This is a genomic window from Devosia sediminis (assembly GCF_016411825.1).
In the GTDB taxonomy this organism is placed as follows: domain Bacteria; phylum Pseudomonadota; class Alphaproteobacteria; order Rhizobiales; family Devosiaceae; genus Devosia; species Devosia sediminis.
In genome coordinates, this window is the sequence record NZ_JAEKMH010000001.1 from 810796 (window position 1) to 835430 (window position 24635).

General features: G+C 63.3%; 28 protein-coding genes. 6 read left to right on the plus strand and 22 right to left on the minus strand.

The window, feature by feature from the left end:
* Positions 1 to 4 precede the first annotated feature (4 nt).
* A complete protein-coding gene (locus JEQ47_RS04115) occupies positions 5 to 391 on the minus strand; it encodes a RidA family protein (protein WP_198875110.1) in 387 nt (128 codons plus the stop codon).
* 66 nt (positions 392 to 457) lie between these two features.
* On the opposite strand from JEQ47_RS04115, the gene JEQ47_RS04120 reads away from it, so the two are divergent.
* A complete protein-coding gene (locus tag JEQ47_RS04120; RefSeq protein ID WP_198875111.1) occupies positions 458 to 988 on the plus strand; it encodes an Lrp/AsnC family transcriptional regulator in 531 nt (176 codons plus the stop codon).
* Positions 989 to 999: 11 nt separating this feature from the next.
* On the opposite strand, the gene JEQ47_RS04125 is transcribed toward JEQ47_RS04120, so the two are convergent.
* Entirely contained in the window at positions 1000 to 1656 is a 657-nt protein-coding gene (locus JEQ47_RS04125) for a hypothetical protein (RefSeq protein ID WP_198875112.1), read from the minus strand.
* A gap of 355 nt (positions 1657 to 2011) precedes the next feature.
* Between JEQ47_RS04125 and JEQ47_RS04130 the strand changes: the two genes are divergently transcribed.
* The 3 genes from JEQ47_RS04130 to JEQ47_RS04140 all read left to right on the plus strand — a co-directional run bounded on the left by JEQ47_RS04130 (position 2012) and on the right by JEQ47_RS04140 (position 7718).
* Complete coding sequence (locus JEQ47_RS04130) at positions 2012 to 3793, plus strand: flagellar hook protein FlgE (RefSeq protein ID WP_198875113.1); 1782 nt, start codon at positions 2012 to 2014, stop codon at positions 3791 to 3793.
* A gap of 68 nt (positions 3794 to 3861) precedes the next feature.
* The gene (flgK, locus tag JEQ47_RS04135) at positions 3862 to 5712 is read left to right on the plus strand and encodes a flagellar hook-associated protein FlgK (RefSeq protein WP_198875114.1); all 1851 of its coding nucleotides are present in this window, start codon (positions 3862 to 3864) and stop codon (positions 5710 to 5712) included.
* Between the two features lie 14 nt (positions 5713 to 5726).
* Entirely contained in the window at positions 5727 to 7718 is a 1992-nt protein-coding gene (locus JEQ47_RS04140) for a hypothetical protein (protein WP_198875115.1), read from the plus strand.
* 220 nt (positions 7719 to 7938) lie between these two features.
* On the opposite strand, the gene flaF is transcribed toward JEQ47_RS04140, so the two are convergent.
* From flaF to JEQ47_RS04180, 8 genes are all read right to left on the minus strand, one after another.
* Positions 7939 to 8313 carry a flagellar biosynthesis regulator FlaF gene (gene flaF, locus JEQ47_RS04145; protein WP_198875116.1) on the minus strand — a complete coding sequence of 125 codons (375 nt, stop codon included), beginning with the start codon at positions 8311 to 8313 and terminating at the stop codon, positions 7939 to 7941.
* A complete protein-coding gene (gene flbT / locus JEQ47_RS04150) occupies positions 8285 to 8689 on the minus strand; it encodes a flagellar biosynthesis repressor FlbT (RefSeq protein WP_198875117.1) in 405 nt (134 codons plus the stop codon). The genes flaF and flbT overlap by 29 nt, the downstream gene beginning before the upstream one ends.
* 111 nt (positions 8690 to 8800) lie before the next feature.
* A complete protein-coding gene (locus tag JEQ47_RS04155) occupies positions 8801 to 10633 on the minus strand; it encodes a flagellin N-terminal helical domain-containing protein (protein WP_198875118.1) in 1833 nt (610 codons plus the stop codon).
* A gap of 190 nt (positions 10634 to 10823) precedes the next feature.
* Positions 10824 to 12656, minus strand: a complete 1833-nt coding sequence (locus JEQ47_RS04160) for a flagellin N-terminal helical domain-containing protein (RefSeq protein ID WP_198875119.1) — start codon at positions 12654 to 12656, stop codon at positions 10824 to 10826.
* 210 nt (positions 12657 to 12866) lie between these two features.
* On the minus strand, positions 12867 to 13214 hold the full coding sequence (locus JEQ47_RS04165) for a hypothetical protein (protein WP_198875120.1): 348 nt from the start codon (positions 13212 to 13214) through the stop codon (positions 12867 to 12869).
* A 97-nt stretch (positions 13215 to 13311) separates the two neighbouring features.
* On the minus strand, positions 13312 to 13779 hold the full coding sequence (locus JEQ47_RS04170) for a hypothetical protein (RefSeq protein WP_198875121.1): 468 nt from the start codon (positions 13777 to 13779) through the stop codon (positions 13312 to 13314).
* Positions 13776 to 14114: a rod-binding protein gene (locus JEQ47_RS04175; RefSeq protein WP_198875122.1), complete on the minus strand. Its 339-nt coding sequence runs from the start codon at positions 14112 to 14114 to the stop codon at positions 13776 to 13778. Before JEQ47_RS04175 ends, JEQ47_RS04170 begins: the two co-directional genes overlap by 4 nt.
* A complete protein-coding gene (locus JEQ47_RS04180) occupies positions 14114 to 15238 on the minus strand; it encodes a flagellar basal body P-ring protein FlgI (protein WP_198875123.1) in 1125 nt (374 codons plus the stop codon). Before JEQ47_RS04180 ends, JEQ47_RS04175 begins: the two co-directional genes overlap by 1 nt.
* A 246-nt stretch (positions 15239 to 15484) precedes the next feature.
* Here JEQ47_RS04180 and JEQ47_RS04185 point away from each other — a divergent pair, with 246 nt between their 5' ends.
* Positions 15485 to 15904: a flagellar assembly protein FliX gene (locus JEQ47_RS04185; protein ID WP_198875124.1), complete on the plus strand. Its 420-nt coding sequence runs from the start codon at positions 15485 to 15487 to the stop codon at positions 15902 to 15904.
* Positions 15905 to 16069: 165 nt separating this feature from the next.
* Complete coding sequence (dksA, locus tag JEQ47_RS04190; protein WP_198875125.1) at positions 16070 to 16486, plus strand: RNA polymerase-binding protein DksA; 417 nt, start codon at positions 16070 to 16072, stop codon at positions 16484 to 16486.
* A gap of 58 nt (positions 16487 to 16544) precedes the next feature.
* Here the strand turns inward: dksA and JEQ47_RS04195 are convergent, their stop codons facing one another.
* The 12 genes from JEQ47_RS04195 to flgG all read right to left on the minus strand — a co-directional run bounded on the left by JEQ47_RS04195 (position 16545) and on the right by flgG (position 24632).
* A complete protein-coding gene (locus JEQ47_RS04195; RefSeq protein WP_198875126.1) occupies positions 16545 to 16964 on the minus strand; it encodes a YciI family protein in 420 nt (139 codons plus the stop codon).
* A 157-nt stretch (positions 16965 to 17121) separates the two neighbouring features.
* The gene (locus tag JEQ47_RS04200) at positions 17122 to 17535 is read right to left on the minus strand and encodes a curlin (protein ID WP_198875127.1); all 414 of its coding nucleotides are present in this window, start codon (positions 17533 to 17535) and stop codon (positions 17122 to 17124) included.
* A gap of 189 nt (positions 17536 to 17724) precedes the next feature.
* Entirely contained in the window at positions 17725 to 18102 is a 378-nt protein-coding gene (gene csgH / locus JEQ47_RS04205) for a curli-like amyloid fiber formation chaperone CsgH (protein WP_198875128.1), read from the minus strand.
* Positions 18103 to 18162: 60 nt separating this feature from the next.
* A complete protein-coding gene (locus tag JEQ47_RS04210; protein WP_198875129.1) occupies positions 18163 to 18597 on the minus strand; it encodes a curlin in 435 nt (144 codons plus the stop codon).
* A 173-nt stretch (positions 18598 to 18770) separates the two neighbouring features.
* A complete protein-coding gene (locus JEQ47_RS04215) occupies positions 18771 to 19115 on the minus strand; it encodes a VOC family protein (RefSeq protein ID WP_198875130.1) in 345 nt (114 codons plus the stop codon).
* A gap of 27 nt (positions 19116 to 19142) precedes the next feature.
* Complete coding sequence (locus JEQ47_RS04220; protein ID WP_198875131.1) at positions 19143 to 19991, minus strand: AraC family transcriptional regulator; 849 nt, start codon at positions 19989 to 19991, stop codon at positions 19143 to 19145.
* Positions 19992 to 19996: 5 nt separating this feature from the next.
* Positions 19997 to 21493 carry a carboxypeptidase M32 gene (locus tag JEQ47_RS04225; RefSeq protein WP_198875132.1) on the minus strand — a complete coding sequence of 499 codons (1497 nt, stop codon included), beginning with the start codon at positions 21491 to 21493 and terminating at the stop codon, positions 19997 to 19999.
* Between the two features lie 70 nt (positions 21494 to 21563).
* A complete protein-coding gene (locus JEQ47_RS04230; protein ID WP_198875133.1) occupies positions 21564 to 21722 on the minus strand; it encodes a hypothetical protein in 159 nt (52 codons plus the stop codon).
* Positions 21723 to 21746: 24 nt separating this feature from the next.
* Positions 21747 to 21899, minus strand: a complete 153-nt coding sequence (locus tag JEQ47_RS04235) for a hypothetical protein (RefSeq protein ID WP_198875134.1) — start codon at positions 21897 to 21899, stop codon at positions 21747 to 21749.
* A 235-nt stretch (positions 21900 to 22134) separates the two neighbouring features.
* Positions 22135 to 22872: a flagellar basal body L-ring protein FlgH gene (flgH, locus tag JEQ47_RS04240; protein WP_198875135.1), complete on the minus strand. Its 738-nt coding sequence runs from the start codon at positions 22870 to 22872 to the stop codon at positions 22135 to 22137.
* 18 nt (positions 22873 to 22890) lie between these two features.
* The gene (flgA, locus tag JEQ47_RS04245; protein ID WP_198875136.1) at positions 22891 to 23835 is read right to left on the minus strand and encodes a flagellar basal body P-ring formation chaperone FlgA; all 945 of its coding nucleotides are present in this window, start codon (positions 23833 to 23835) and stop codon (positions 22891 to 22893) included.
* Positions 23836 to 23846: 11 nt separating this feature from the next.
* Positions 23847 to 24632 carry a flagellar basal-body rod protein FlgG gene (flgG, locus tag JEQ47_RS04250; RefSeq protein ID WP_198875137.1) on the minus strand — a complete coding sequence of 262 codons (786 nt, stop codon included), beginning with the start codon at positions 24630 to 24632 and terminating at the stop codon, positions 23847 to 23849.
* Between the last annotated feature and the right edge of the window lie 3 nt (positions 24633 to 24635).

Sequence of the window (24635 nt, forward strand, 5' to 3'; positions counted from 1 at the left end):
ATGCTCAGGCTGCCGCGACCACTTCGACTTCCACCAGCCAGTCGGGCGAAAGGGTCTCGACCACGATGGCCGTTGTCGGTACGCGATGCGCCCCCAGGGCGCGCAGCCGCGCCTGGCTGTTGGCGGGTACGTAGGCGACGTCGCGGAGGTAGCTGGTCACACGCACGATGTTGGCTGCGGTCATGCCGGCTTCGGCGAGGATGCGGCCGATATTGCCCCAGATGAGCTCGAGCTGGGTGGCAAGATCGCTGGGGGCGCTGCCATCATCGGCCAGGCCCATCGTCCCGCTGACGAAGAGCAGACGTCCTGCGCCCTGCACTTCCATGGCGTGCACATAGTCGGGCGTGGCGGGGTAGATCCCTGTCGCCGGATTTCTCGTTATCGCTTCCACGTGAACCTCCTTGTCTGATACAAGGAAAGCACAGACTTTTGTTCTGCCAATAGCGAGAAATGCCGAATGGACTACGAAACAGAAGCTATTCGCCCCAGGCAGGTGTCGACCCGCTCGCTCGATGCCTTTGACCGAAAGATATTAGGTGTCCTGGTGAAGGATGCGCGGTTGCCCTATGCGGAAATCGGCAACCTGGTGGGACTTTCGCCTCCGGCCGTGCACGACCGGGTGAAGAAGCTGCGCGAGGCAGGCATCATCAGGGGTGTTCACGCCAGCGTGGATGGCCCGGCCGTGGGCAAGCCGCTTCTTGCCTATGTGCATGTGGATGCCGAAGGCTGGGGGAAGAGCCAGCGGATGATGCGGCTCCAGGCGTTTCCGGAGGTGGAGGAGATGCATTCGGTCGCGGGCGACACTTGCGTCGTTCTCAAGGTCCGCACGGCCGACACGCATGCCCTCGAACACCTGCTTTTGCAGATCTACATCCTGCCGGGGGTGAAGGGCACCAAGAGCTATATCGTCCTGTCGACCTATCTCGAGCGCCCGGTGCAGGCCGAGGTGACGGGCACCTGGCCAAGCGTGCCGATGCCCGATGATTGAGCCGTGGCGTCCTACGGCGACCGGACCGACAGGCCGGTGGCCAGGGCCCATAGCGCAATGAAGCTTGCCACCGTGGCGCTGTTGCCCCAGCCGACTGCACTATAGAACTGGGCTGCGTCGGGTCCGAAAAACAGCGACGGGATAAAGGCCGCATTGGCAAGCGCGAAGGACAGTGCAAGCCAGCGCAGCCATTCCGGGAACCGGTCGTCGGATGCCAGCAGCCGCCACAGTGCCAGGAGCATGATGGCCGTGAGCAGGCGCGGCACCGATCCATGCAGCAGCATCGACCCATAGGCGAGGGGGCCGTCGACCGTGGGATCGATGGGCGGCCCCGAATTGCCGATGACCGCACCGGCTTCCATCGATCTGGCCACCAGCGACACCGCCCCATAGGTCAGTGCGCAGCCCCAATAGAGCGAAATGAGCCAGTTCTGCTCCCCGCGCTGCTCCAGAACCCCCTTGAGAGCCGCGAAGAATACCAGGAAGGCTCCGAAGGTCATGAGATTGATCATGGTGCGGGTCAGCACCATCCAGGGTGGCGGCGCGCCGTCCACCACGAAGTAGAGCGGGATGCTGGCCAGGGTGCCGATGCCGATCGCGATGCCCGCGATCCGCGTCCAGGAGAGTGGTGAAGAGGTGACCCCTGTGCCGGGGGTCGGATGGGTCATCTGCTGCATGTCTTTGGGCCCGCTGCCAGTGATTTTCCGGCATGGTGCAGAAGTCTCGTGCGGGCGTGAAGCCGCTCCTGGTCCCTGCTTCGCAAATACAGACGGTGTTCGCCAGCGCCGGCCCTCACCGGGTGTGACGGTTCATCCGAGCGGAATGACGTTCGGTTTCTGACGCTGGGGACCCCAACCGGCAATATCTGCCGCCAGCCCGGACTCAATTGCCGCCTTGCCGCCGCATTTCCGCGCGTCGAGCGTAGAAACCTCAGCGAATTCAATGGTTCAGGGGTTTGGCATCGCCCTTGCATTGGTGAATGCGAACGCGCCTTGCGGTGCAATGGGGATTACGGAGTTACAGATGGGCATCTATGGCGCTCTTTCCAGTGCGGTGACCGGCCTGCGGGCGCAGAGCCACGCACTGGAGAACATTTCGGGCAATATCGCCAATTCGCAGACCACCGGCTACAAGCGGATGGAGACGAGCTTCCTCGATCTCATTCCCGATGCGCCGCTGAAGTCGCAGGTGCCGGGTGCGGTTCTGGCGCAGTCGCGCGCCACCAACAATATTCAGGGCGATATCCAGACCAGCTCGAACGAGACCTATGTCGCGCTCAATTCCACCGGCTTTTTCGTGGTGGAGCCCAAGGTCGGCCAGTCGGACGGCAATTCGGTGTTTGCCGGCTCGAACTACTTCACCCGCCGCGGTGACTTCGAGATCGACAAGGATGGTCTCTTGGTCAACGGCGCCGGCTATTACCTCAAGGGTCTGCCGATCGATCCGGCTACGGGCAACATCTCCGGTTCCGTGCCCGAGGTGATCCAGCTTTCCAACGCCTTCCTGCCGGCCAACCGCACCACCACCATCAACTACCAGTCGAACCTGCCGCAGCTCCCCAAGACGGCCAGCTACAAGGCCAATGTCTACAATAGCGAGCTGCTCGGCGCCGAGAATTTCGGTGCGACCAAGACGACCGCCAGCCTCACCGGCGCCGCGGCGCCGCCGCTGGTCGGGACCAATGCCGGCAACACGGTGTTCGCGCCCGGCCGGCAGATGACGGTTACCGTCAATGGCGTGGCCGTGAACTTCAAGTTCTATGACAGCACGGTCGTGCCCTCGACCATGCCGGCCGATGGTGTCGCCATCGACGTGGCCGCGACCAACGATATCGACGACGTCTTGGCCAGCATGCAGGCCGAGCTGCGCGACTTCGGTGGCGGAGCGGCAGCCTCGGCGACCGTCAAGCTGACCGGCGGGCAGTTCGAAGTGACCCTGGGTCAGGATTACCACGCCAGCTTCTCCATTACGGGCACTACCCCGGCCCTCGCAACGGCCCTGGGCATCGACCCGGTCAACGAAGTGTCGTCTGACCCGACCCTCGGTACGGTCAACACCATTTCGGCCGATGATGCCGACGATTTCGTCGCCAACACCATCTCCGGCGGCGCCATCACGGTCTATGCCAGCAATGGTGCGCCGGTGAACGTGCAATTGCGCTGGGCCAAGGTCGACAGCGCCGCCTCGGGCGGCACGGACCGCTGGAACCTGTTCTACCTCTCGGACAGCACCGCTGTCGGCGGCTCGCCGGAATGGACCAATATCGGCCAGGAATACGAGTTCAACAGCAACGGTTCGCTCTCCACCAGCGTGCCGCAGGCCACCATCGATGATCTGCGCGTCAATGGCGTGCTGATCGGCGACGTGGTCTTGGCTCACGACACCAATGGCGTCTCGCAGTTCGCCGACGTCAACGGCACGGTGACGGTGTCGACGCTCAACCAGAACGGCTATGGCGCCGGTGAATTCCTTTCCGTCGCCATCACCGATAGTGGCCGCGTCGTGGCCACCTATTCGAATGGCGAGCGCATCGAAATGGCGCAGGTGGTGACCGCCCAGTTCAACGGCGTCAACTCGCTCAAGCGCCTCGATGGCGGCGTTTATGAAGCGACGTCGGAATCGGGCGAGCCGATCTTCGATCTCTCCGGTTCGGGCATTATCGGCGGCGCGCTGGAAGCCTCCAATACCGACATTTCCGACGAGTTCACCAAGCTGATCATCACCCAGCAGGCCTATTCGGCCGGCACCCGCATCGTCTCGACCGCCGACGAGATGCTGCAGGAAGCCCTGAACATGATCCGCTGACGCGGATCCTGACTTAGTGGTCCGGGGCATGCTGCCCCGGGCCTGTTTCCTCTTCGAGGGCCGCTTGCATGGGTCTGATTTCGTCGCTTTCCAACGCTGTTTCCGGGCTTCGGACCAGCCAGGATTCCATTACGATCCTGAGCCGCAACGTCGCCAATGCCGGCACGCCCGGCTACCATCGGCAGTCGCTGAACATCATCGACTATTCGTCGGTCAACAGCACCTATGCGCGCTCGGCCGGTGTCGATCGTGCGTTCAACATCAGCCTTCAGACCTATTACAACCGCCAGGTGTCGGACACGGCCTCGTCCAATGTCATGGGCGATTACCTCAACAAGCTGCAGGGATATCTGGGCAAGCCCGGCTCGGCTGGCTCGCTCGATACCATGTTCGGTTCGTTCAAGAATTCTCTCCAGGCGCTGGCCACCAGCCCGGACGACTATCCGACCCGCGCCAATGTGGTTGCCGAGGCCCAGGCCATGGCGCAGCGGCTCAACTCCCTCTCCGGTGTGATCCAGGAGCTTCGCCAGGAAACCGAGACGCGCATCGCCAATGACGTGTCGGAAGTGAATGCCATGCTCATCTCGCTCAACGAGGTGAACAACCGCATGCTCGACTTGGGCATGACCGACACCGCCCGCGCCCAGCTCTATGACCAGCGCGACCGCCTCGTGGCGGCGGTGGCCGAGGTCATCGACGTACAGGCCGAATACCGCCCGAACGGCACGGTGGCGCTGATGACGCGCTCCGGTGTCGGCCTGCTGGACAATGGCTTTTCCACCTTCAAGTTCACCACGGCGGGCGCGCTGTCGCCTACCGCGCAGGCCAATATCGATCCCGAGAAGAGCAAGGTCGGCACGCTGTCGCTGACCACGCCCTCGGGCCTAACCATCGATCTCGTGCAGCAGGGCGTGCTCCAAGGCGGCGAGCTGGCCGGCCTCGTCAACCTGCGCGACAAGATCCTGGTCGAGGCGCAGAACCAGCTCGACGAGATCGCCGCGGGCCTCGCTTCGGCATTCAATACCATTACCACCCCGGGCACGGCGGCCGCCGGCGGCGGCGGTGCGACGGGCCTTTCGGCAGATATTTCCCACCTCAAGCCCGGCAACGACGTCCTCCTCAGTTACACGCAGAACGGGGCGACCCAGCGTGTCCGCATCATCAACAGCGCCAATGGCGAGGATTTCATCGACGCCAGCGGCCAGCGCGTGATCTCGGTGGATTTCGGCACGCCGCCCGATGTCGCGGCTGTTGCCGCGACGCTCGATGGCAAGCTGCCCGGCCTCGCCATCACGGCCAATGCCGATGGACACCTCCAGGTGCTCGATGATGGTACCCTTGGCGGCAAGTTCGATGTCACGGGGCTCACCACCCGCGCTTCGGCCAGTGGCACCCAACAGGGTGACATGGCCATGGCCTTGTTCGTGGACCAGGGCAATTCGGCCTTCACCGACAATCTCGATACCGACCCGCCGCAGATCGTGGGCTTTGCCGCCCGTATCTCGGTCAATCCGGCGGTGATCTCGGACAATCGCCTTCTGGTGCAGTTCGATATCGATCGCACCCTGGGCGACGCGGCGCGGCCCGAATACCTGCTCAACCAGCTCAAGTCGATGAGCTTTGTCTCCGGTTCGTCGCCGGCCGCCAATGAGGGGCGACACCAGCTCAACGGTACGGTCGAGCAGCTCATCGAGCAGGTGCTCAACTACCAGGGCACGACCATCGGCTCGGCCCTCACCAACCGCGACAACCGGCAGCTCACGCTCGACACCATCACCACGCAGATGGAGAGCGAATACGGGGTCAACATGGACGAGGAAATGGCGCGGCTGACCGAGCTGCAGAGCGCCTATGCGGCCAATGCCCGTGTGGTGTCGGTGGTCAAGGAACTGCTCGACACGCTGTTTGCGTCGACTTGAAGGAGTAGCGCGTCATGATCGTCAACAAGTCGATGTTCCCGCTGCAGACCGGGTTCGGCGTCATCTCCAAGATGCAGGACAAGTTCGCGCTGCTGCAGATGCAGCTTGGTACCGGCGAAAAGGCGCAGACCCTGGCCGATGTGGGCCGCGATCTGCCGGTCTCGCTGTCGGTGCGCTCGCGCCTCAACACCATTGCCGGCTACAATGCCAGCATCGAACAGGTCGACCTGCGCCTCTCCTTCTACGACAACGCGCTGACGCGGCTCGACAAGATCGAGGGCGAAGCCCGTAACTCGGCCGTGCAGGGCCAGTACGGTTCGAGCAATATCAACATGGCGACCATCTCCGGGCTGTCGAAGGCACGGCTCGACGAAATGGTGACGCTGCTCAATTCCGACGTCGGCGGACGCTATCTCTTCGGCGGTTCGGTGACCGACAGGGCGCCGCTACCCACGACCACCGAGCTGCTCGATGGCGCGGGCGGTCGCGCCGGCTATCGCACCGTGGTGACCGAGCGCCAGGCGGCCGATCTCGGCAATCTGGGGCAGGGCCGTCTGGTGACGACCGTGGCGCCCGCCGCACCGGCCCTGCCTGCCGACCCGGTCGTGGTCACCCTGGCCGAGGACGGCGATCATCCCTTCGGCTACAAGCTTTCCACGGCGTCCTCCATCGGCGCCAATATCGGCCTGGTGCGCGACCTCGAGTCCTCGCCGGCCGATATCACCTTCACTTTCCCGGGGGATCCGGGCACCGTGGCAGAGGGCGACAGCATAACCCTCGGTTTCACGCTGCCTGATGGCACCGAAACGCAGATCACCCTCAAGGCCGTGTCTGCCGCCAATGCGACGGGGGCCACCAATGAATTTGTCATCGGTACCGCCGCTGCAACGGCGACGTTCGACACGGCGACCAACTTCAACAATGCCCTCAAGGCGACGCTGAAGGAGACCGCCGAGAGCGAGCTCAAGGCTGCCTCGACCTACGCGGCATCGCAGAATTTCTTCAATGCCGCTGGCGAGCCGGTGCTGCGCGTGGACCTGGGGTCGCCGGCCGACCCATACAGCGCCACGAGCCTCCGCGTCGCCACCAAGACCGATACGGTCATGTGGTATGGCGGCGAGACGGCAGCCGTGTCGGCCGTCGGCATGGGCCGCCTGACGTCGGCCCGGGACGACGGCAATGTGACGCTGACCCAGAACATGCCGACCTCCTCGGCCCATGGCTTTCAGATCACCAATGTGGGCTTTACCGCCACCAATGCCGGCGCGGTCAGCGCGGTGCGCAATGCCGGTCCGCCGGTCAACATGTCGGTTGCCTTCGACGATGCCTTCACCCTGGTGCCGGGCAACAATGTCCGTCTCGAGCTGACCGAGCCCGGCGGCAAGACGCGCGAAGTCACGCTGACGGCGGTGAGCGGCAAGGCTGGCCCGGGGCAGTTCTCCATCGGCGTCGACGAGGCCGAGACCGCGGCCAATTTCGAGAAGGCCATGATCCGCTCGGTGACCGAGGCCGCGGCCGATGCCGAGGGCAATCCGCGCCAGTCGGTGACGGCTGCGGTCGAGGATTCCGGTCGCGTCGCCTATGGCATGCAGGCCAATGAGAGCGGCTATCTGCGCATGATGCGCTCGCTGGCGGCGATGACGGTTGAAACCTATCCCGAGATCACCAATGCCGCCGATCCCAATTCGGTCGATCTCGATCCGGCCAAGCAGCGCTTCGACGCCATGGCCCGCCGCCAGCAGCTCGAACTCTCCGAAAGCCGCAATTCCGAACGTGGCTCGATCGAGCTCATCACCATGGAACTGGGCGTGGCCCGTGCCGGCCTCAAGGCCGCCGGTGACCGCCACACCAACTACAAGGCCCAGCTCGACAATCTCCTGAGCGACGTCGAGACGGTGAACAAGGAAGACGTGGCCATGGAAATCCTGGCTCTCCAGACACGCCTCACCGCCAGCTACCAGATGACCGCCATGGTCAGCAAACTGAGCCTGGTGAACTACCTCTAAGGCAGGGCGGCCTCATCGGTCCAGGTGCTCACACCCCACCGCACCGCCCTCGGGCTCGACCCGAGGGCCACTCACAACACGCACGATGTGCCGATGGCCACAGGTCCTCGGGTCAAGCCCGAGGACGGCATCGCGGTTGTGGAGGGTGAAACGCATGCAAGCCCCCAAAACAAAAAGCCCCGCATTGCTGCGGGGCTTTTTCTGGCCACGACCCAGCGGCTCACATGCCGCGCAGGCCCGCCGCAATCTGTCGGTTGAGCTGCACCAACACGGTGAGCTGTTCGGCCTGGGGAACGCCCTCATAAAGGATCTCGCGCGTCTGGTTCATTACGAACATCCCCAGGTTGGCGATATTCTGCTTCACTTCCACGGGCAGGGGGCTGTCGTCCTGGGTCACCGCGGACATGAAGATGGTCCAGAGCTTGCGGTTGAAGGTCAGGGCAGACCGCAATTCGTCCTGGGTGGAGGTCTCCCACTCATCCTTGACCTTCTGCAGGCCGGCTGCGGCCTTCATCAACAGGGCAGATTCACGCTGGCGCGGGGATTCGACGACTTTCGCAGTCTGATTATACGCCTGGGCGCCGGTTTGATGCATGATTGAGCAGGTCCTGTTCGTATTCGATAAGCTTCTGCGACGCTTTCAAAGCCTTGTACAAGGACCCGGTTAATATCTCGTTATTGATTTGGTCGACAATCGGTAGAGAACTGGGCACTGCGGCCACAAAGTCTCTCGACATCTCGTTGTAGCTTTCCTGGGCCTTGGCCGTATCGTCATCGATATACATGAGCTGAACAGCCAGATAGATGCGCTTGGCCGGCGTATTCGCCGTATCCGACGTCAGGATATCCTTCTCGCGCAGGATGGGCGCATTGCCGTCGATGAAGAGGCGGGTACGCTGGTCGGAATTGGTGATGATGCAATTGCCGATCAGCAGCTTCTCGCCGGGTTTGAGTTCAACCTTGAGCGCCATGGCCTTGCCCCCGACTGCTGATGTTATCCGCCCTGCATAGCCCGAGATTGCGGCAAAAACAACGAAGGCGGGCTGTGGGCCCGCCTCCTAAATTTATGCGTGGTAAGCGATTTACTGCAGAAGCTGCAGGATCGACTGATCGGCCTGGCTGGCCAGCGACAGCGAGTTCTGCGAGAGCTGCTGACGGGTCTGGAGGGCCAGCAGGTTCGCGGCTTCCGTGTTCATGTCGGCCAGGGTCAGGTTACCGGCGCCGGTCTCGAGCGTGTTGATCATCGCCTCGGTGAAGCCCTTGCGATTCTGCACGATGGACAGGTTCGAACCGAAGGTCGAAGCCTGCGAGCGGACTTCATCGAGAGCCGCCTTGAGGCCAGTCAGCAGTTCGTCGATGGTGACGTCGCTGTCGAGCTGCTCTTCTTCCAGTTCGGTCGGCACGCCCAGGTTCAGCGCATTGACGGTCTCACCTTCCTTGGTCTGGATGTCGATGGCCGAGGTGCCGGTCTCGTTGAAGGTGATGGTCAGCTTGTCGCCGCGCAGCAGGTTGATGCCGTTGAACGAAGCGTCGTCCGAGAGCTTGTCGAGCTGGTCGCGCAGTTCATTGAACTGGCTGGTGAGGCCGGCGCGGACGGAGTTGCCGAGGATCTCGCCGGCACCGGTCGAGACACCGTCAATCTTGCCGTTCGACGAGACGCCCTCGATTTCCAGCTTCTGCGTCGACTGGTTCTCGATGCGCAGCTTTCCGTTATCGTTGGAGGCACGGACCTTGCCGTAAAGCTCGTTGGTAGTGCCATCGGCCTTGGTCTTGGAATTGATCTCGGCAACCAGTTCGTCGACTGTCTTGACCACGCCCGAAGCGTCGCCGGCAGCCTTGGCTGCAACGTTTGTGCGGTCGCCGACGAGACCGAACACCGCGTCAGCACCACCGCCACCGACGGTCGGGGCAGCCCCGTTGTCGGGACCGGAAATGGTGATCTTGCCATCGGCAGCGGTGGCCTTGAGACCAGCAGCAGCGCCGGCGGTCTTGAGAGCAGCGTTGATGGCGTCGGCGGCCTGCGAGGCAGTCTTGTGATCATCGCCGTTCAGGGTCACGGCGACGCCGTTGACGGTGATGGCATGGGTGCCGGCATTGGTGCCGTTGTCGGTGATGTTGGTGGCGGCGTCCACGGTCAGGCCGATGGAAGCGGTCGCCGCGTTGGCGGTGATGCCGATGGTCTGAGCGAGGCCGGTCTTGGCAGGGTCGCTGTCGTAGAACTCGAGGGTGCCCGAGTTGTTGCGGGCACGCACGGTCGAACCGGTCGCAGTCAGGTCGTTGTTGAACGCAGTGGCGGCCTGATCAGCGGTGTAGGTGCCAGCTTCCAGGGTGATGGAACGGGGGGTGCCGTTATCGTTGATCGAGAACGTCTGGTCCGTGGCGACGGTGCGAGTGGCACCCCAGGCAGCGTTGGCCACGGCAATGGCGCCGGTCGAGACGGCAGCGGCGGTGAAGTCGTCACCGACGATGGACGCATTGCTGGCCTTGGTGAGCGCTACATCGACTTCGGTGGTCCCGAAGGCGCCGCCCGAGAGGGTCAGCTCGCGGGTCTGGCCGGCAATGCCGGTGATGTCAGCAGCGTCAAGGGAGAAGGAGGCGGTCTGGAAGGACTTGTCCTGACGGGCCTGGCGCAGGGTCGACTGCATCGATTCCAAGGTCTTGGTCATGGCCGAGAGGCCATTGTCCGCCGCCTGCAGAGTCTGGATGCCGTTGGCCATCGAGTCGATCAGCGCACCGAGGTCGCTGGCGCGGTTGGTGAGGCCCTTGGCCGTGAACCAGCTGGAAGGATTGTCCAGAGCCGAATTCACCTTGTTACCAGTGGCGAGACGATTCTGCGTCGTCGCCATCATGTCGGCGGTGCCCTTGAGCGAGAGAAGATTGGCCCGCACGGCCTTCGAGAGAGAGATGTCAGCCATCTAATGCAATCCTTGCCTCAGGCCGTTCCGGCCCCTTGGCAAAAAGAGTTAACCGCAGTTTCTTAAAGGGGCGTTAACCATGCGGATTGACGGCTCATAAACCATAAAAAAACCACGGAAATGCTGGGCGAAATAGGGAAGGGGCGGGTCTTGCGACCCGCCCCTATTGGTTGAACTGCGATTCTTCCGATTAACGGATGAGCTGCAGGATCGACTGATCGGCCTGGCTCGCCAGCGAGAGCGAGTTCTGCGACAGGGACTGACGGGTCTGCAGAGCCAGGAGGTTCGCAGCTTCCGTGTTCATGTCGGCCAGGGTCAGGTTGCCGGCGCCGTCTTCCAGGGTGTTGATCATCGCGTTGGTGAAGGTCTGGCGATTCTCGACGATGGAGAGGTTCGAACCGAAGGTCGAAGCCTGCGAACGGACGTCGTTCAGCGCGCTCTTGAGCTTGCTGAGTTCGGCGTCGATCTTGGCATCGCTGTCCAGGTCTTCTTCTTCAAGAGTGGTGGAGACGCCCAGGTTGGACGAGTTGATGGTATCACCGTCCTTGGTCTGGATGTCGATCGACGACGTACCAGTTTCGTTGAAGGTGATGGCCAGCTTGTCGCCGCGCAGCAGGTTGATACCGTTGAACGAAGCGTCATCGGCAATCTTGTCGAGCTGGTCGCGCAGTTCGTTGAACTGAGCGGACAGGCCCGCACGGACGGAGTTGCCGAGGATCTCACCGGCACCGGTCGAGACGCCGTCCACCTTGCCCTCAGAGGACACACCTTCGATTTCCAGCTTCTGCGTCGACTGGTTCTCGATGCGCAGCTTGCCGTTGTCGTTGGAGGCACGGACCTTGCCGTAGAGCTCGTTGGCAGTGCCATCGGCCTTGGTCTTGGAATTGATCTCGGCAACCAGTTCGTCGACGGTCTTGACCACGCCCGAGGCGTCGCCGGCGTCCTTGGCGGCAACGTTGGTACGGTCACCAACGACACCGAACACCGCGTCAGCACCACCGCCACCGATGGTCGGGGCAGCACCGTTGTCAGGGCCAGCAATCGTCAGCTTACCATTGGCAGCAGTGGCCTTGAGGCCAGCAGCAGCACCGGCAGCCTTGAGAGCAGCGTTGATGGCATCGGCGGCCTGCGAGGCAGTCTTGTGGTCATCGCCGTTCAGGGTCACGGCGACGCCGTTGACGGTGATGGCCTGGGTGCCCGCATTGGTGCCGTTGTCGGTGATGTTGGTGGCGGCGTCCACGGTCAAGCCGATAGAAGCGGTCGCCGCGTTAGCGGTGATGCCGATGGTCTGAGCGAGGCCGGTCTTGGCAGGATCGCTATCGTAGAACTCGAGGGTACCCGAGTCGTTACGAGCGCGAACGGTCGAACCGGCGGCGGTCAGGTCGTTGTTGAACGCAGTGGCGGCCTGATCAGCGGTATAGGTGCCGGCTTCCAGGGTGATGGAGCGGGCAGCGCCGTTATCGTTGATCGAGAACGTCTGGTCCGTGGCGACGGTGCGGGTGGCACCCCATGCAGCGTTGGCAACAGCTTCGGCACCAGTCGAAGCGGCAGCGGCGGTGAAGTCGTCACCGACGATGGACGCATTGGCAGCCTTGGTGAGCGCAACCTTGACTTCTTCAGTGCCGAAAGCACCGCCCGAGAGGGTCAGCTCGCGGGTCTGGCCGGCAGTGCCGGTGATGTCAGCAGCGTCAAGCGAGAAGGACGCGGTCTGGAAGGACTTGTCCTGACGGGCCTGGCGCAGCGTCGACTGCATCGATTCCAGGGTCTTGGTCATGGCCGAGAGGCCATTGTCAGCGGCTTCAAGGGTCTTGACGCCGTTGGCCATGGAGTCGAGCAGGGCACCCAGATCGCTTGCGCGGTTGGTGAGGCCCTTGGCAGTGAACCAGCTGGAAGGATTGTCCAGAGCCGAATTCACCTTGTTACCAGTGGCGAGACGGTTCTGGGTGGAAGCCATCATGTCGGCAGTGCCCTTGAGGGACAGCAGGTTCGAGCGGACGGCTTTGGAAAGCGAGATATCAGCCATTTGGCTTTTCCTTTTCTAGGATACGCAAACAAACACACCTCTTCCTGAGGCTGGGGCGATCCTCATCCGGCAGGCTCTAAGGAACGGTTAAATGGATGCCGAAATATTGGGCAAATACTGCGTGGGAATTTATCGCGCCAAAACAAAAAGACCCCGGAAGCCGGGGCTTTTGTGTAGGGTGACCGATGGCGGTTCTAGCAAAGCGTTAACTTAAGCCAGAAGGTCCTTGAGCCGGGCCTGGGACTCCTGCGGAATTTCCGCCGAGCCGATGCGGCGGAGCAGTTCTTCCATGGACCGTGGCGTCGGCGAGAGGGCGCCGGCAATGACGGCGGCCGCAAAGTCGGCGGTGCGATTGCGCTCAGGTTCTGGCGGCTGCTCGTCGGCCTTTGGCTTCTTGTTGAAGGGCAGGGACTCGCGGTCGCCGGGCTTGGCACCGGCTGCGGATTTCTGCGGGCCTTCGGGCAGCACCGTACGCTCGCCCATGGCGGGACGATAGCGGTAGTCCGCGGTCTGCGTTGCGCCCGATGATACGGGCTCGACGGCGAGGTTCAAAACCATGACGTTTCCCCGAATGCACTTATTCGCGGAAACCCTAAGTCCTGCCCCTTATTCTCGCGTAACCATCGCGTTGCGCATTTGAGTCAAATGTCTGCCATCACAAGGCGCGGTTGACGGCGATGCCCTTGGCCGAGGAGGCGCTGTCCGAGGCCACGGCGCCGGTGGTGCCATAGGTCTTGGCGCGGTTCTGCTGGCCCACCATGCGGGCCACATCGGTGAGCACATCCTCGGTGACCGACTTGGCCGTGGCCAGCACGCGCAGGTTTTCCGCCATTTGCGTGGCCAGGCTCTCGTGTCCGGCACGCAAGCGGGCCAGCGCCGCCGGCGCTTCGGCGGTGAGCCGCGCGCCCTGGCGCTGGATAGCGCGGGCAAAAGTCACATAGTCCTGAGCCAGCCTTGTCTTGTCAGGCGTCAATTGACCCGCCTGGCGCATATGGCCGGCGCGCAGCAGCGTCGTTTCCTGGTTCATCACGTCGACCAGGGCCGACAGGGCCTGTTCGGCATGGATGCACAGCTCTTCGGCGGGCAGAGCGTCAAGGGCGGCAAGGCGGGCGGCTGCGGTCATTTTCCGTACACTCCGGTACTAGCGACAATATTGGATTGGGTCAGGCCACGGCTGGCGTTGGCGGCTTCCTGCAGGGCGATCATCTGCCCCATGAGGTCATCGGCGAGGCCGATGCCGCCGCTTTGTGCCATGGTATTGGCGAGCTGTTCGGCCTGCATGGAGCGCCAGGTCTCCTCGCCGAAGCCGCCACCGAAATTCTCGTCGCCCTTGATCGAGGCGAACATTTCCTTGGTCAGCATGTTGAGAAACACGCCTTCCATGTCCTCGGCCTGTTTGCGGATGGTGAGGAGCTGGGCCGGCGACAGGCTGGAAGTGGTCGGGTTGATCTCGGTCATCACAGCACCTCGATCTCGGCCTGCAGGGCGCCGGTCGCCTTGATGGCCTGGAGGATGGCGATGAGGTCACGCGGGGAGATCCCCAGTGCGTTGAGTCCGTCCACCAGTTGCTGCAGCGTCACCGATTCATTGACCACCTGAAGGGCCGTGTCGGACTGGTTGACGTTGAGCGTCGTGTTGGGCTCCTCGGCGGTGACGCCCAGGCTCAGCGGATTGGGCTGAACGATCTCGGGGTTTTCCGCGATGGTCACGGTGAGGTTGGACTGGGCGACGGCGACGCTGGACACGCGCACATCCTTGCCCATGACGATGATGCCGGAATTCTCGTCGATGACGATCTTGGCGACCTGGTCGGTCTGGACGATCAGCAGTTCGATATCGGTCAAGAGGTCGACGATATTGCCGTTGAAATTGCGGGGCAGGGTCAGGCGCACCGTGGCCGGGTCTTCGGGCACGGCGGTCGGGGCGCCGATGAAGTCGTTGATTGCCAGCGCGATACGGCGCGCCGTGGTGAGGTCGGGGTTGCGCAGTGCCAGGCGCAGCGAATGCTGCGAACCGAGGTGGAAGTCGATTTCGCGCTCGATCAGCGCGCCGGAGGAAATGCGGCCGGTGGTCGGCACGCCCGAGACGATGCTGGCTGCCTCGCCCTCGGCGCTGAAGCCGTTGATGGTCACCGCGCCCTGGGCAATGGCATAGACTTCGCCATCGGCGCCGAGCAGCGGGGTCACCAGCAGCGTGCCGCCCTGCAGGCTGTCGGCATCGCCAAGCGCGGCCACCGATACGTCCATGCGCGAGCCCTGGGTGGCGAACGGCCGGAGGTTGGCAGTGACCATGACGGCCGCGACATTGGCGGTACGGACGTTCTCGCCCTGGGTATTGACGCCCAGCCGTTCCAGCATCGATTGCAGCGATTGCTTGGTGAAGGGGGAATTGTTGAGGCTGTCGCCGGTGCCGTTGAGGCCGACGACCAGGCCATAGCCCACGAGCTGGTTCTCGCGGACGCCTTCGACGTCGACAATGTCCTTGATGCGCGCCGGGGCGGCCTGGGCCGGGGTCAGCGGCGACAGGACCAGGGCGGCGCTGAGGACGGTGGCGGCGATGGTGCGAAGCAGGCGGTTCGGCATTTTCTTCCCCGAATGTGCCGTTCCATCCCCATGGCGCGGCCTTCGCAGGGATCAATGCCAGAAGCGTGCCAGTTTCCGCCGTTGGCTCCAAAGCATTGAAATTGTAGGTTTTTGCTGGAGTGGCGCTTGCCGGCCGGCAATCCCCAATGGCTGGGGCTGCAATTTTTGCCGGGCACGTTAATGCCTTGTTAACCGTGGTGGGCAGATTTTGCCGTCAACGCCCATCCCTCAGGTGAGTCAGGACCCTTGCGCATTGATGGCCCCAATCGATCCAGCGGCATCGCTGGCCGGAACGCTGTCGGCAAGGCTGGCACCGGTCCCGCCTTCGTGCCGGTGGGGTCCGAGGGCACGACGCGGGTCAATACGGCAGCGCCGGTGGCGCCTGCTGCCGGTCTCGACGCCATTCTGGCCCTCCAGGCCGTTGGCGATTTTTCCGAAAGCCGGCGCAAGGCCGTCAAGCGCGGCACCAGTCTCCTTGATCTGCTGGAAGCGATGAAGGCCGACTTGCTGGTCGGGCGGCCGTCGCCGGGGCGGCTCGATGCCATGGTCACTCAGCTCGGCGTGCTGCGCGAGCGGGTGGAGCCGGGCCTCGATGCCCTGATCGACGATATCGAGCTGCGCGTGCGGGTCGAACTGGCCAAGCTGGGGCGCTTCCCACAGTTGTGATTCGGCAACGTTTGGCAGTTTCGTCATCAAGCTGTTGCGAGTTGCGGTCTATGCGCCTGACGCGTCGGATTTTCCTGCGTTAACGAGACGTAACCACGGCGCTTGCCGGGCGCGATGTGGGCGCATATATAGGCCGCCAAGGGCGCATTGGAGTTGAGTCTGCTGATGTCTTCGGTTGAACTTACGGATTATCGACCCAGCGAGGACGAGCCGTTCATGAACCCGCGCCAGCGGGAATACTTCCGGAATAAGCTTCACGCCTGGAAGGACGAGATTCTGCGCGAAAGCCGCCTGACTCTCGAAAACCTCCAGGAAGAAAGCCAGAACCACCCCGACATGGCCGACCGGGCCAGTTCCGAAAGCGATCGCTCGCTGGAACTGCGGACCCGCGATCGCCAGCGCAAGCTGATCTCCAAGATCGACTCGGCGCTCAAGCGCATCGATGACGGGACCTACGGCTATTGCGAGGAGACGGGCGATCCCATCGGCCTGGCGCGGCTCGATGCCCGCCCGACCGCGACGCTGAGCCTCGAGGCCCAGGAACTGCACGAGCGCCGCGAAAAGGTCTATCGCGACGAATAACCGGACCACCGGCAGGAATTGAAAAAGCCCGCAGTGATGCGGGCTTTTTGTTTTCCGGTCAGCGGCCGAAGTGCTCGCGATTGCGGTCGTGGATTTCCTGGATTTCCGGGGTCATGTGCTCTTCGAAGGCGTCGAGCTCGAAGACGGGGCGGATTTCAATTTCGCTTTCGCCAAGCATCGGATTGGGGCAGCGCTTCACCCATTCGACCGCTTCGTCCATGTCGCGCACTTCCCAGATCCAGTAGCCCGACACCAGTTCCTTGGTTTCGGCGAAGGGACCGTCGATCACCGAGCGGTCCGAACCGCTGAAGCGGATGCGCTTGGCCTTGATGGACGGCTGCAGGCCGTCGCCGCCCAGCATGATGCCGGCATTGATCAGCTCTTCATTGTACCGCCCCATGGCCTCGAGCAGGTCGGAATCCGGCATGATGCCCTGTTCACTGTCGGCGGTGGCTTTGACGAAGACGATGACACGCATTTTCTGCTCCTCAGGACGAAGGCGACATTGCCTCCCTGCCGAGCCGACGAGTGGCCGGGGGAGGCTTCGACATTTTTTCTCGCACATTTTTCCGTGCGCAGAAAAGCAAAAGGCGGAGCCCGGGGGCCCCGCCGTGTTGCCGGAGGTTTCGCGCTGGTCAGAAGCCGAAGACGGTGGTGATGCCCGACTGGTTGTTGCCGTTCTGCACGCACTGGGCATTGCTGGTCTTGCCGAACTGGAACAGACCGCAATTGTTGTTGTTGCCGTTCTGGTGGATCGTGCCGTTGTGGCCATCGCCCTCCTGCCAGATCAGGCCGTGATTGCCCGACCCGTTCTGGCTGCCCCCGGCGGAATTGCCGTTGCCGTTCTGGTGGACATTGGCGCCGTTGGCCGAAAGACCCTGGACCAGCGAGAAGACCTGGAGCCCGAGGCCGAGCGCCTGGGCCTGGTCGGGGTCGGTGGGGGAAAAGCCGATGGCGATCTGCCCGGCGGCCATGGCCGGTCCGGCGGAGGTGGCGATCAGGGCTGCGGTGAAGGCGGCGGCGATGGTCCTGGTGAAGCGAATGGTCATTTTGAAGTCTCCCGGTTTGCGTTCCCTGCCGGGTCTCCCCAGCGCTTGAGATGACCTTAGGGGGCTCGGGCTGAACCGGTTCGGAGCATTGCGTTCAGACATCGTTCATCCAGCAGGTCCTGGCCGGGGTCCGGTCAAAAAGAAGAGCCCCGCCGAAGCGGGGCAGTTTGGGGAAGGTAACGGGGAAGGTCAGGTGCGGGTGGTCAGCGGCGCGGAGCAGTCATACTGCTTGCCGCCACTGGTAATCGTGAAGTCGATGTCCACATTCGATCCCGCGCCGACCATGATCTGGCCCACGGAAATCGGGGTATTGGCCGCGGCGGAAAAGCCACCGCCCTGGCTGACATTGGATGAGCCGCCATTGCCCAAGCTCTTGAGCGCAAAGCGATATTCGCCCTGGATGGCGACCGGGCTCTGCACCACGCCTTCAATGGCCAGCAGGCCCTGCTGGGAAGTCTTGCTGACGCCGCAGGCGAGGCCCGACGAGCCGCTATTGGCGTGGGCGACGCCGGCCAGGGCGAGGGCGCCGAGGGCCAGGGCGGCTAAACGGAAACTGGACTGAACCATGATGTCCTCCTCGGGACGCTGAAGGCGGGGCCGGAGTTAACCGGCCCCAAGCCCTTGAAGTTACGGGCAAACCTGCACGAAGGCGCTGACATTGTTGGAGCCGTGCTGGGTCAGGTTGGCATTGCAGCCCTTGCCCACCTGCACGCCGGCCGCGACATTGCCATTGCCGTCCTGGGTGAGGATGGTGTTGTGGTTGGTGCCAAACTGGCCGACGCCGCCCTGGTTGTTCCAGCCGTTCTGCCAGACATCGCCGGTATTATTGGTGCCGTCCTGGCCGATGGCGGAAGTGTTGTTGCCGCCGTTCTGGTTGGAAATAGCGGTGTTCCACTTGCCCTTCTGGTAGGCGCCGAACTTGTTGTTCCAGCCATTCTGGCCGCCGCCGACAGCGTGGCCGAAACCGTACTGCTCGATATAGAGGCTATTAGCCATTGCCGGGGCAGCGGCGCCGATGATGGCGGTGGCAGTCAGGGCGGTGATGAGAAGCTTGCGGATCATTTGACGTCTCCTTTTGGGCTGCGGTCCCTCCGACCGCGTCGTTGATGGAGACTGTTTTATGGGGCTGATCCGGAACGGCTCCTGAAGTGACGATTCAGGTTCGGTTCATGAACAAGGCATCGGAAAGTGATTCCGCTGCTTCACGCCAATGTCTGGAAATACGTGATTTTTGGCTATTCAGGCTGCCTCAGGCCGAAGACGGTCCCGTTGGGATCGCTGACATAGCTGAGCTTCCCCTGACCCGGAATCGTGCTGATCTGGCCGAACGTCTTGCCCCCGCCGGCCAGTGCCCGCTCAAGCGCGGCTTCGATATCATCGACGGCAAACCAGGCAATCGTTGCTTGCGACTGGTAGCTGTTGCCCATCACCGCGCCGACGGGGCCATTGGTGCCTGTCAGTATCAGGTAATTGGCGATAAAGGGCGATGTGTTGCTCTCGACTGCCAGCACATCGGCATAAAAGCTGGCAGTTTCAGCGGCGTTGGCGGCGGTGATTTCGACGTGAACGAGCGTGGTCATGCGTATGTCCTGTGGTGATGACCCAGACTAGTCGCCCCGCGCCTCCAAATTCTTGGACAAATCCGACATGGGCTGGTGCATCATGCGCGCAATACCGTTCAGCGTTTGGGTGAAATGTTGCGGGGTAACGCCGGTGAAACGGCGAAAGTCCCGATTGGCGTGTGCCTGATCGTAATAGCCCTGCAGAAGCGCCAACTGCGCAAGGCCATTACCTCGCATTTGTCCCAGCAGCCCGCCGACGAGGGCCTGGTATCGCGCAATCATCAGGGCAGACTTGGGTGAGATGCCGACGTGATTGCGGAACAGGCGGTAGAGCTGACTGTGGGTCAGGCCGGCTGTGTCGGCCCAGGAACTGATGTTGGCGGGAAGGTCGCTGTCGAGGCAGGCATAGACGCGGGAGAGGTCACTTACGGCTTTTTGCGGCAAGGGTTGGAAACGGGCGGAAAGCCACTTTTCCAATGCCCGCACCGCGCCTTCGCTGGCGCCCAGCCGCACCAGATCAGTGTCAAGCTCCTGGGTGACTTTTGTGTCCGGCCACGCTGCCAGCGGGACATGTTCGTCTATGTGTGGTGCGAGGCCGAATGCAGTCGGGCCAAACGGGCTCAGTTGTGCGGCCACCAGCTTTACGGAACCGCGCTGGCCAATGATGACGGGGCCAGTGCCAATACCAGAAAGTCCACTGACATTGGGTGTTTCTGCGAAAGTCTCGGGGTTTTTTCGGATGCCGGGGTCGGCCAGGCTGACAATGATGGTCGGGCGACCATTGGGAACGAGAATTTCTTCGTGCCAGCGGTCGCCCAGGTCTGCATCGACCAGCCAGAAGTGCTCCACATAGGCCGCCAGAGCGTCCCCTGGCGTGAAGCGTTGGTAGCGCATGATGGTCAGCCGCCGTAGCGCTTGCGCAGATGCGCCTTGAAGTGGTCGGCATTGAGCGGTTCGCCAGTAGCGCGGGTAATGAGATCGGGCGTCGCACAGCGGGAGGCCTGGCTCCAGACCTTGTCGGCGCGCCACTGGTTGATGGCGCCGAATTCCCCCTGGCGCATCTGCTCGCGCATGTCGGGAATGTCCTTTTCCATTGCCGCGCCAAGCTGGGCCGCGATCATGGCGCCGAGCGTGTAGCTAGGGAAATAGCCGAAGGCGCCGCCGGGCCAATGCACGTCCTGCATCGGGCCGTCCTTGAAGTCGTTGATGGTGGAAATGCCCAGATATTCGGTCATCTTGGCGTCCCAGGCCTCAGGGATCTGGCTGGCTTCCAGCTTGCCCGAGACCAGGTCCTGCTCGAGTTCGTAGCGCAAGATGACGTGCAGCGGGTAGGTGACCTCGTCCGCATCGACGCGGATATAGCCGCGCTCGACGAAGTTCACTTCGTTGAGCACGTCGGCAATGTCCCAGCCCGGCAGGGCGTCGTCGCCCAGATGCAGGTGCACCTGCGGCAACAGGAATTCCCAGAACTCCGGGCTGCGGGCGAGCTGCATTTCCACGAACAGGCTCTGGCTCTCATGCATGCCCATGCCGCGCGCCTTGCCCAGCGGCCAGTGCGACCAGTCCTTGGGCAGTCCCTGTTCGTAGAGGGCGTGGCCGGTTTCGTGCAGAACGCCCATGAGCGAGGAGAGGAATTCATCGGTGCGATAGCGCGTGGTCATGCGCACGTCGGTGGGCACGCCGCCGCAGAATGGGTGATGCGAAACCGCCAGCGAACCATGGGTGAAATCGAAGCCGACGGCGCGCATGGCCGCAAGGCCCAGTTCGCGCTGCCGTTCGATGGGGAAGGGGGCGTTGAGCGCCTTGCGCGGACGCGCCGCGAGGCGCTGTTCCTGCACCGAAAGGGCTGTCGGCACAAAATCCTTGAGGAAAGTCTTGAGGTCGTCGAAGACGACGTCGATCTCGGCGACCCGGTTGCCCGGATCATACTGGTCCATCAGCGCGTCATACGCGCCCAGTCCCGTAGCCGCCGAGCGCAGGGCCGCTTCTTCGCGCACCAGCGCCACGACACCTTCGAGCGCCGGCAGGAAACTATCCCAGTCTCCCTTGGCGCGCAGGTCGCGCCAGAGCTGTTCGGATCGCATGGTCGCCGCTGTCCGGCGCTCGACAAATTCGGTCGGCAGGCAGGTGGCATTGACATAGGCGCGTTCTAACTCGTTGACGGCCAGCTTCTGGTCGTCGTCCAGATCCTCGTTGCGCGCTTCGCCGATCCAGTCGGCGATCTCTGGCGCCGTGGCCTGGGCATGGTACATGCCGGCCAGGTTGGACATGGCTTCGGCCCGCTTCTCGCCGCCGCCGACCGCCATATGGGTCGCTTCGTCGGCGCCTAGGATGGACAGGGCGTGCTCAAGCGCCTCCAGCCTGCGGCCAAGATTGTCGAGTTTCTGAAAGGACATTGCACGCTCCTGTGAACCGTCTCTGGTTCCCACAGTCGCGCCGGAGGATCAAGCGCCGTCAGCAGCGCGCCTATTTGTTGGGCCGCTCCGAGCGCCAAGCGTAGATCGCCCCGCCCAGCGCCATGCCGATCCCGACGCCGATTGCTATGCCCATGCCGATATTATCCATGGCAGCGCCGATAGCCACGCCAACCGCCGCGCCAATGGCAATCCCAACGCCGAAGCTCATCTGATTTCCGCCTTCCTGCATCGGTTACGACTTCCGCCAGAGGCGCGGCAGCAGGAGTCCGCCGACAAGTGCGCCAAAAAACGCGCCAAGGAAGATACCTACCAAGGTATTGCCCATGGCCACTCCAATGCCTCCGCCAATGCCGGTGCCGAGCATGGTTACGATCATCATTGGCATGCCGTTCTCCTTGCCTCTCGTTCAGATTGAACAGGCCAAGGCCCTGAGAGTTCCCAAAAAAGGGAGAGGCGCAGCCGGGGAAGCTGCGCCTCGTGGGGAAGAGGCTCCGCGCCTGGGGAAGCAGGAGCCGCTGGAATGGCCCGGCGCGTTCTGCGCTTGGGGCCGTGCCGTACCATTCTGGTCCGGCCGGGGAGCGGCGGCGCGATGGGGGCTGCGCCGCCGGAGGGAAACTGCCTCAGAAGGGCAGGATCGCGTCGAGGGCCTGCTGCCCATAGCGTGGCTGCTGCACATCGGTGATCTGGCCGCGGCCGCCGTAGGAAATGCGGGCTTCGGCGATCTTAGTCGAGGCGATCGTGTTGTTGGCCTGGATGTCCGAGGGGCGGACGATGCCGGCCACAATCAGATCGCGGACCTCGAAGTTGACCCGCACTTCCTGGCGGCCTTCGATCACCAGGTTGCCATTGGGCAGCACCTGGGTGACGACGGCGGCGACCGAGGTTTCGAGGGCCTCACTGCGGTTCACCGAGCCGTTGCCGCTATCACGGGTGCCGGAAGTGAGGTCAATCGCCGAGCTCGGGTCGATCTGGCCCTGCGAGACATTGTCGACCACGGCGCCGAAAATGCCGCCCATGCCGGCCGAGTTGGACGAGGTTCGATTGCGGTTGGTGGTGTTGCTGATCTCGGCGCTGTCGTCGATGGTCACCAGAACCGTGAGGATGTCGCCGATGCGGTGGGCGCGTTCGTCCTTGAAGAAGCCCTTGGCCGAAGTGCGGTAGAGCGAATTGGGCTGATAGGTATCGGCAATGGGCTCGGGCATGGGCATGCGCACCGGCTGGTAGCCGGCCGTCGTGGTCGGGTCGGCAATGGCGGTCAGCGCAGGGGCCTGGCCGACATTGGCGAGGCGATCGATGGTGTTGCAGCCGGCGAGGACGGCAGTCAGGGTCAGGATGGTGGCGATCTTGGCGATGTTCATTTGCATCTGTCCCTTCGATTAGAGGCCGGCAAGCGTGACGGGCGCGGTGGACACTTCCACTGCCCCGGGCGCGACGACGGTGGCGCTGATGACGCGCCGGGAAACAAGGTTGAGGACCTGCAGCGGGGCGCCGGCGGCGCCGCTGGTTACGGCCTGGCCCTTGACGGTCAGGGTCATCGGACCCTGGCGGTAGTAGATGGTGACGAGGTCATTCTTTGCGACGGCGAGCGGAACCGAGACATCGCTGGCGTTCAGCAGCATGCCGTCGCGGCTCTGGCGGTTGAGCGCCATGCCCACGAGCTGGTCGAGGCCGGCAACGCCCTGTGCGTCGGCCTGCTGGATCGGCAGCGGGCGCATGACGATATGGTCTGGGCGCAGCACGGTGCCGGCCGGCAGGCCCGCGACGAGATGCGGCGCCTCGATGCTGATCTGCACCGTGCCGGCGAGGTCCAGCGGCTGGGCGACGCCCGCCAGCATGAAGCGGGCCGAAAAGGTGCCGTTGCCGGGCAGGTAGCGCAGGTTCTCGAGGCGGGCAGGGGTGTCGGTAGTCGCAACGTTGATGGCGTCGACGGGATCGGCAAAGAGCAGGTCGATGCTCATGCCATCGCCCAGGATGCCGCGGCTGCGCATATCCTCGGCGATCAGCCCGGCCAGCATGTCGTGGTCGACAACCGAAGCGGCGCGGGACACCTGCACCTGAACCAGGCCATTGGCTTCAAAGCGGGTGAGGCCGACGCGGGCGGCGGCCGAGCGGATGGCGGTGAGGTCGACATTGCCGGTGGTCCCGGGCATCGGCGCCCGGAACAGCGGCTGTTCGGCCAGCATGCCCGCATCGTCGAACATGTCGCCCACGGTGACCACCGGGCCGGAGATGGTGATCTCGGCCTTGAGCACGGGAGCCGCGAAGGCCGGCATGGCAATCGTGAGGCTCAGGGCGGCGGCGAGGGTACGGATCGTGTTCATCGTCACTCTCCTCAGCTCAACTGGCTCGTTGCCTGCATCATCTGGTCGGCGCCGGAGATGACGCGGGCATTCATCTCGTAGGCGCGCTGGGCCGCGATGAGGTCGGCGATTTCGGTGACCGAATTGACGTTGGCCATTTCCAGGTAGCCCTGCAGCAGGTCGCCGGTGCCGTCGACATTGGGCACGCTGACCTGGGCCGGGCCGCTGGCAGCGGTTTCGAGGAAGAGGTTGTCGCCCATCGACTCGAGGCCGGACTTGTTGACGAAGCGGGCAAGCTGGAGCTGGCCGAGCTGTGTCGGGGTGGCGTCGGTGCCGATATAGGCTTCCACGGTGCCGTCGGGCGAGATCGAGACGCCGCGGGCATTGTCCGGTACGCTGATGCCGGGGTCGAGCTCATAACCGCTCGAATTGACCAGCGTGCCCTCGGCATCGCGCAGGAACGAGCCGTCGCGGGTATAGGCCGTGCGTCCGTCGGGCAACTGGATCATGAAGAAGCCTTCGCCGCGGATGGCGACGTCCAGTTCGCCTTCGGTCATGTTGACCGAGCCCTGGCTCATGACGCGCGGCGTGGCGACGGTGCGCACGCCCGAGCCGATCTCGAGGCCGGCGGGAACCATGGTGCCCTCGGCCGAAGTCTGCGAGCCGGCGCGGGTGATCTGCTGGTAGAGCAGATCCTGGAACTCCGCACGCTGCCGCTTGTAGCCGGTGGTGCGCATGTTCGCGATGTTGTTGGAGATGACTTCGACATTGCGTTCCTGGGCGCCCATGCCGGTCGATGCGATATAGAGAGCTTTCATCGG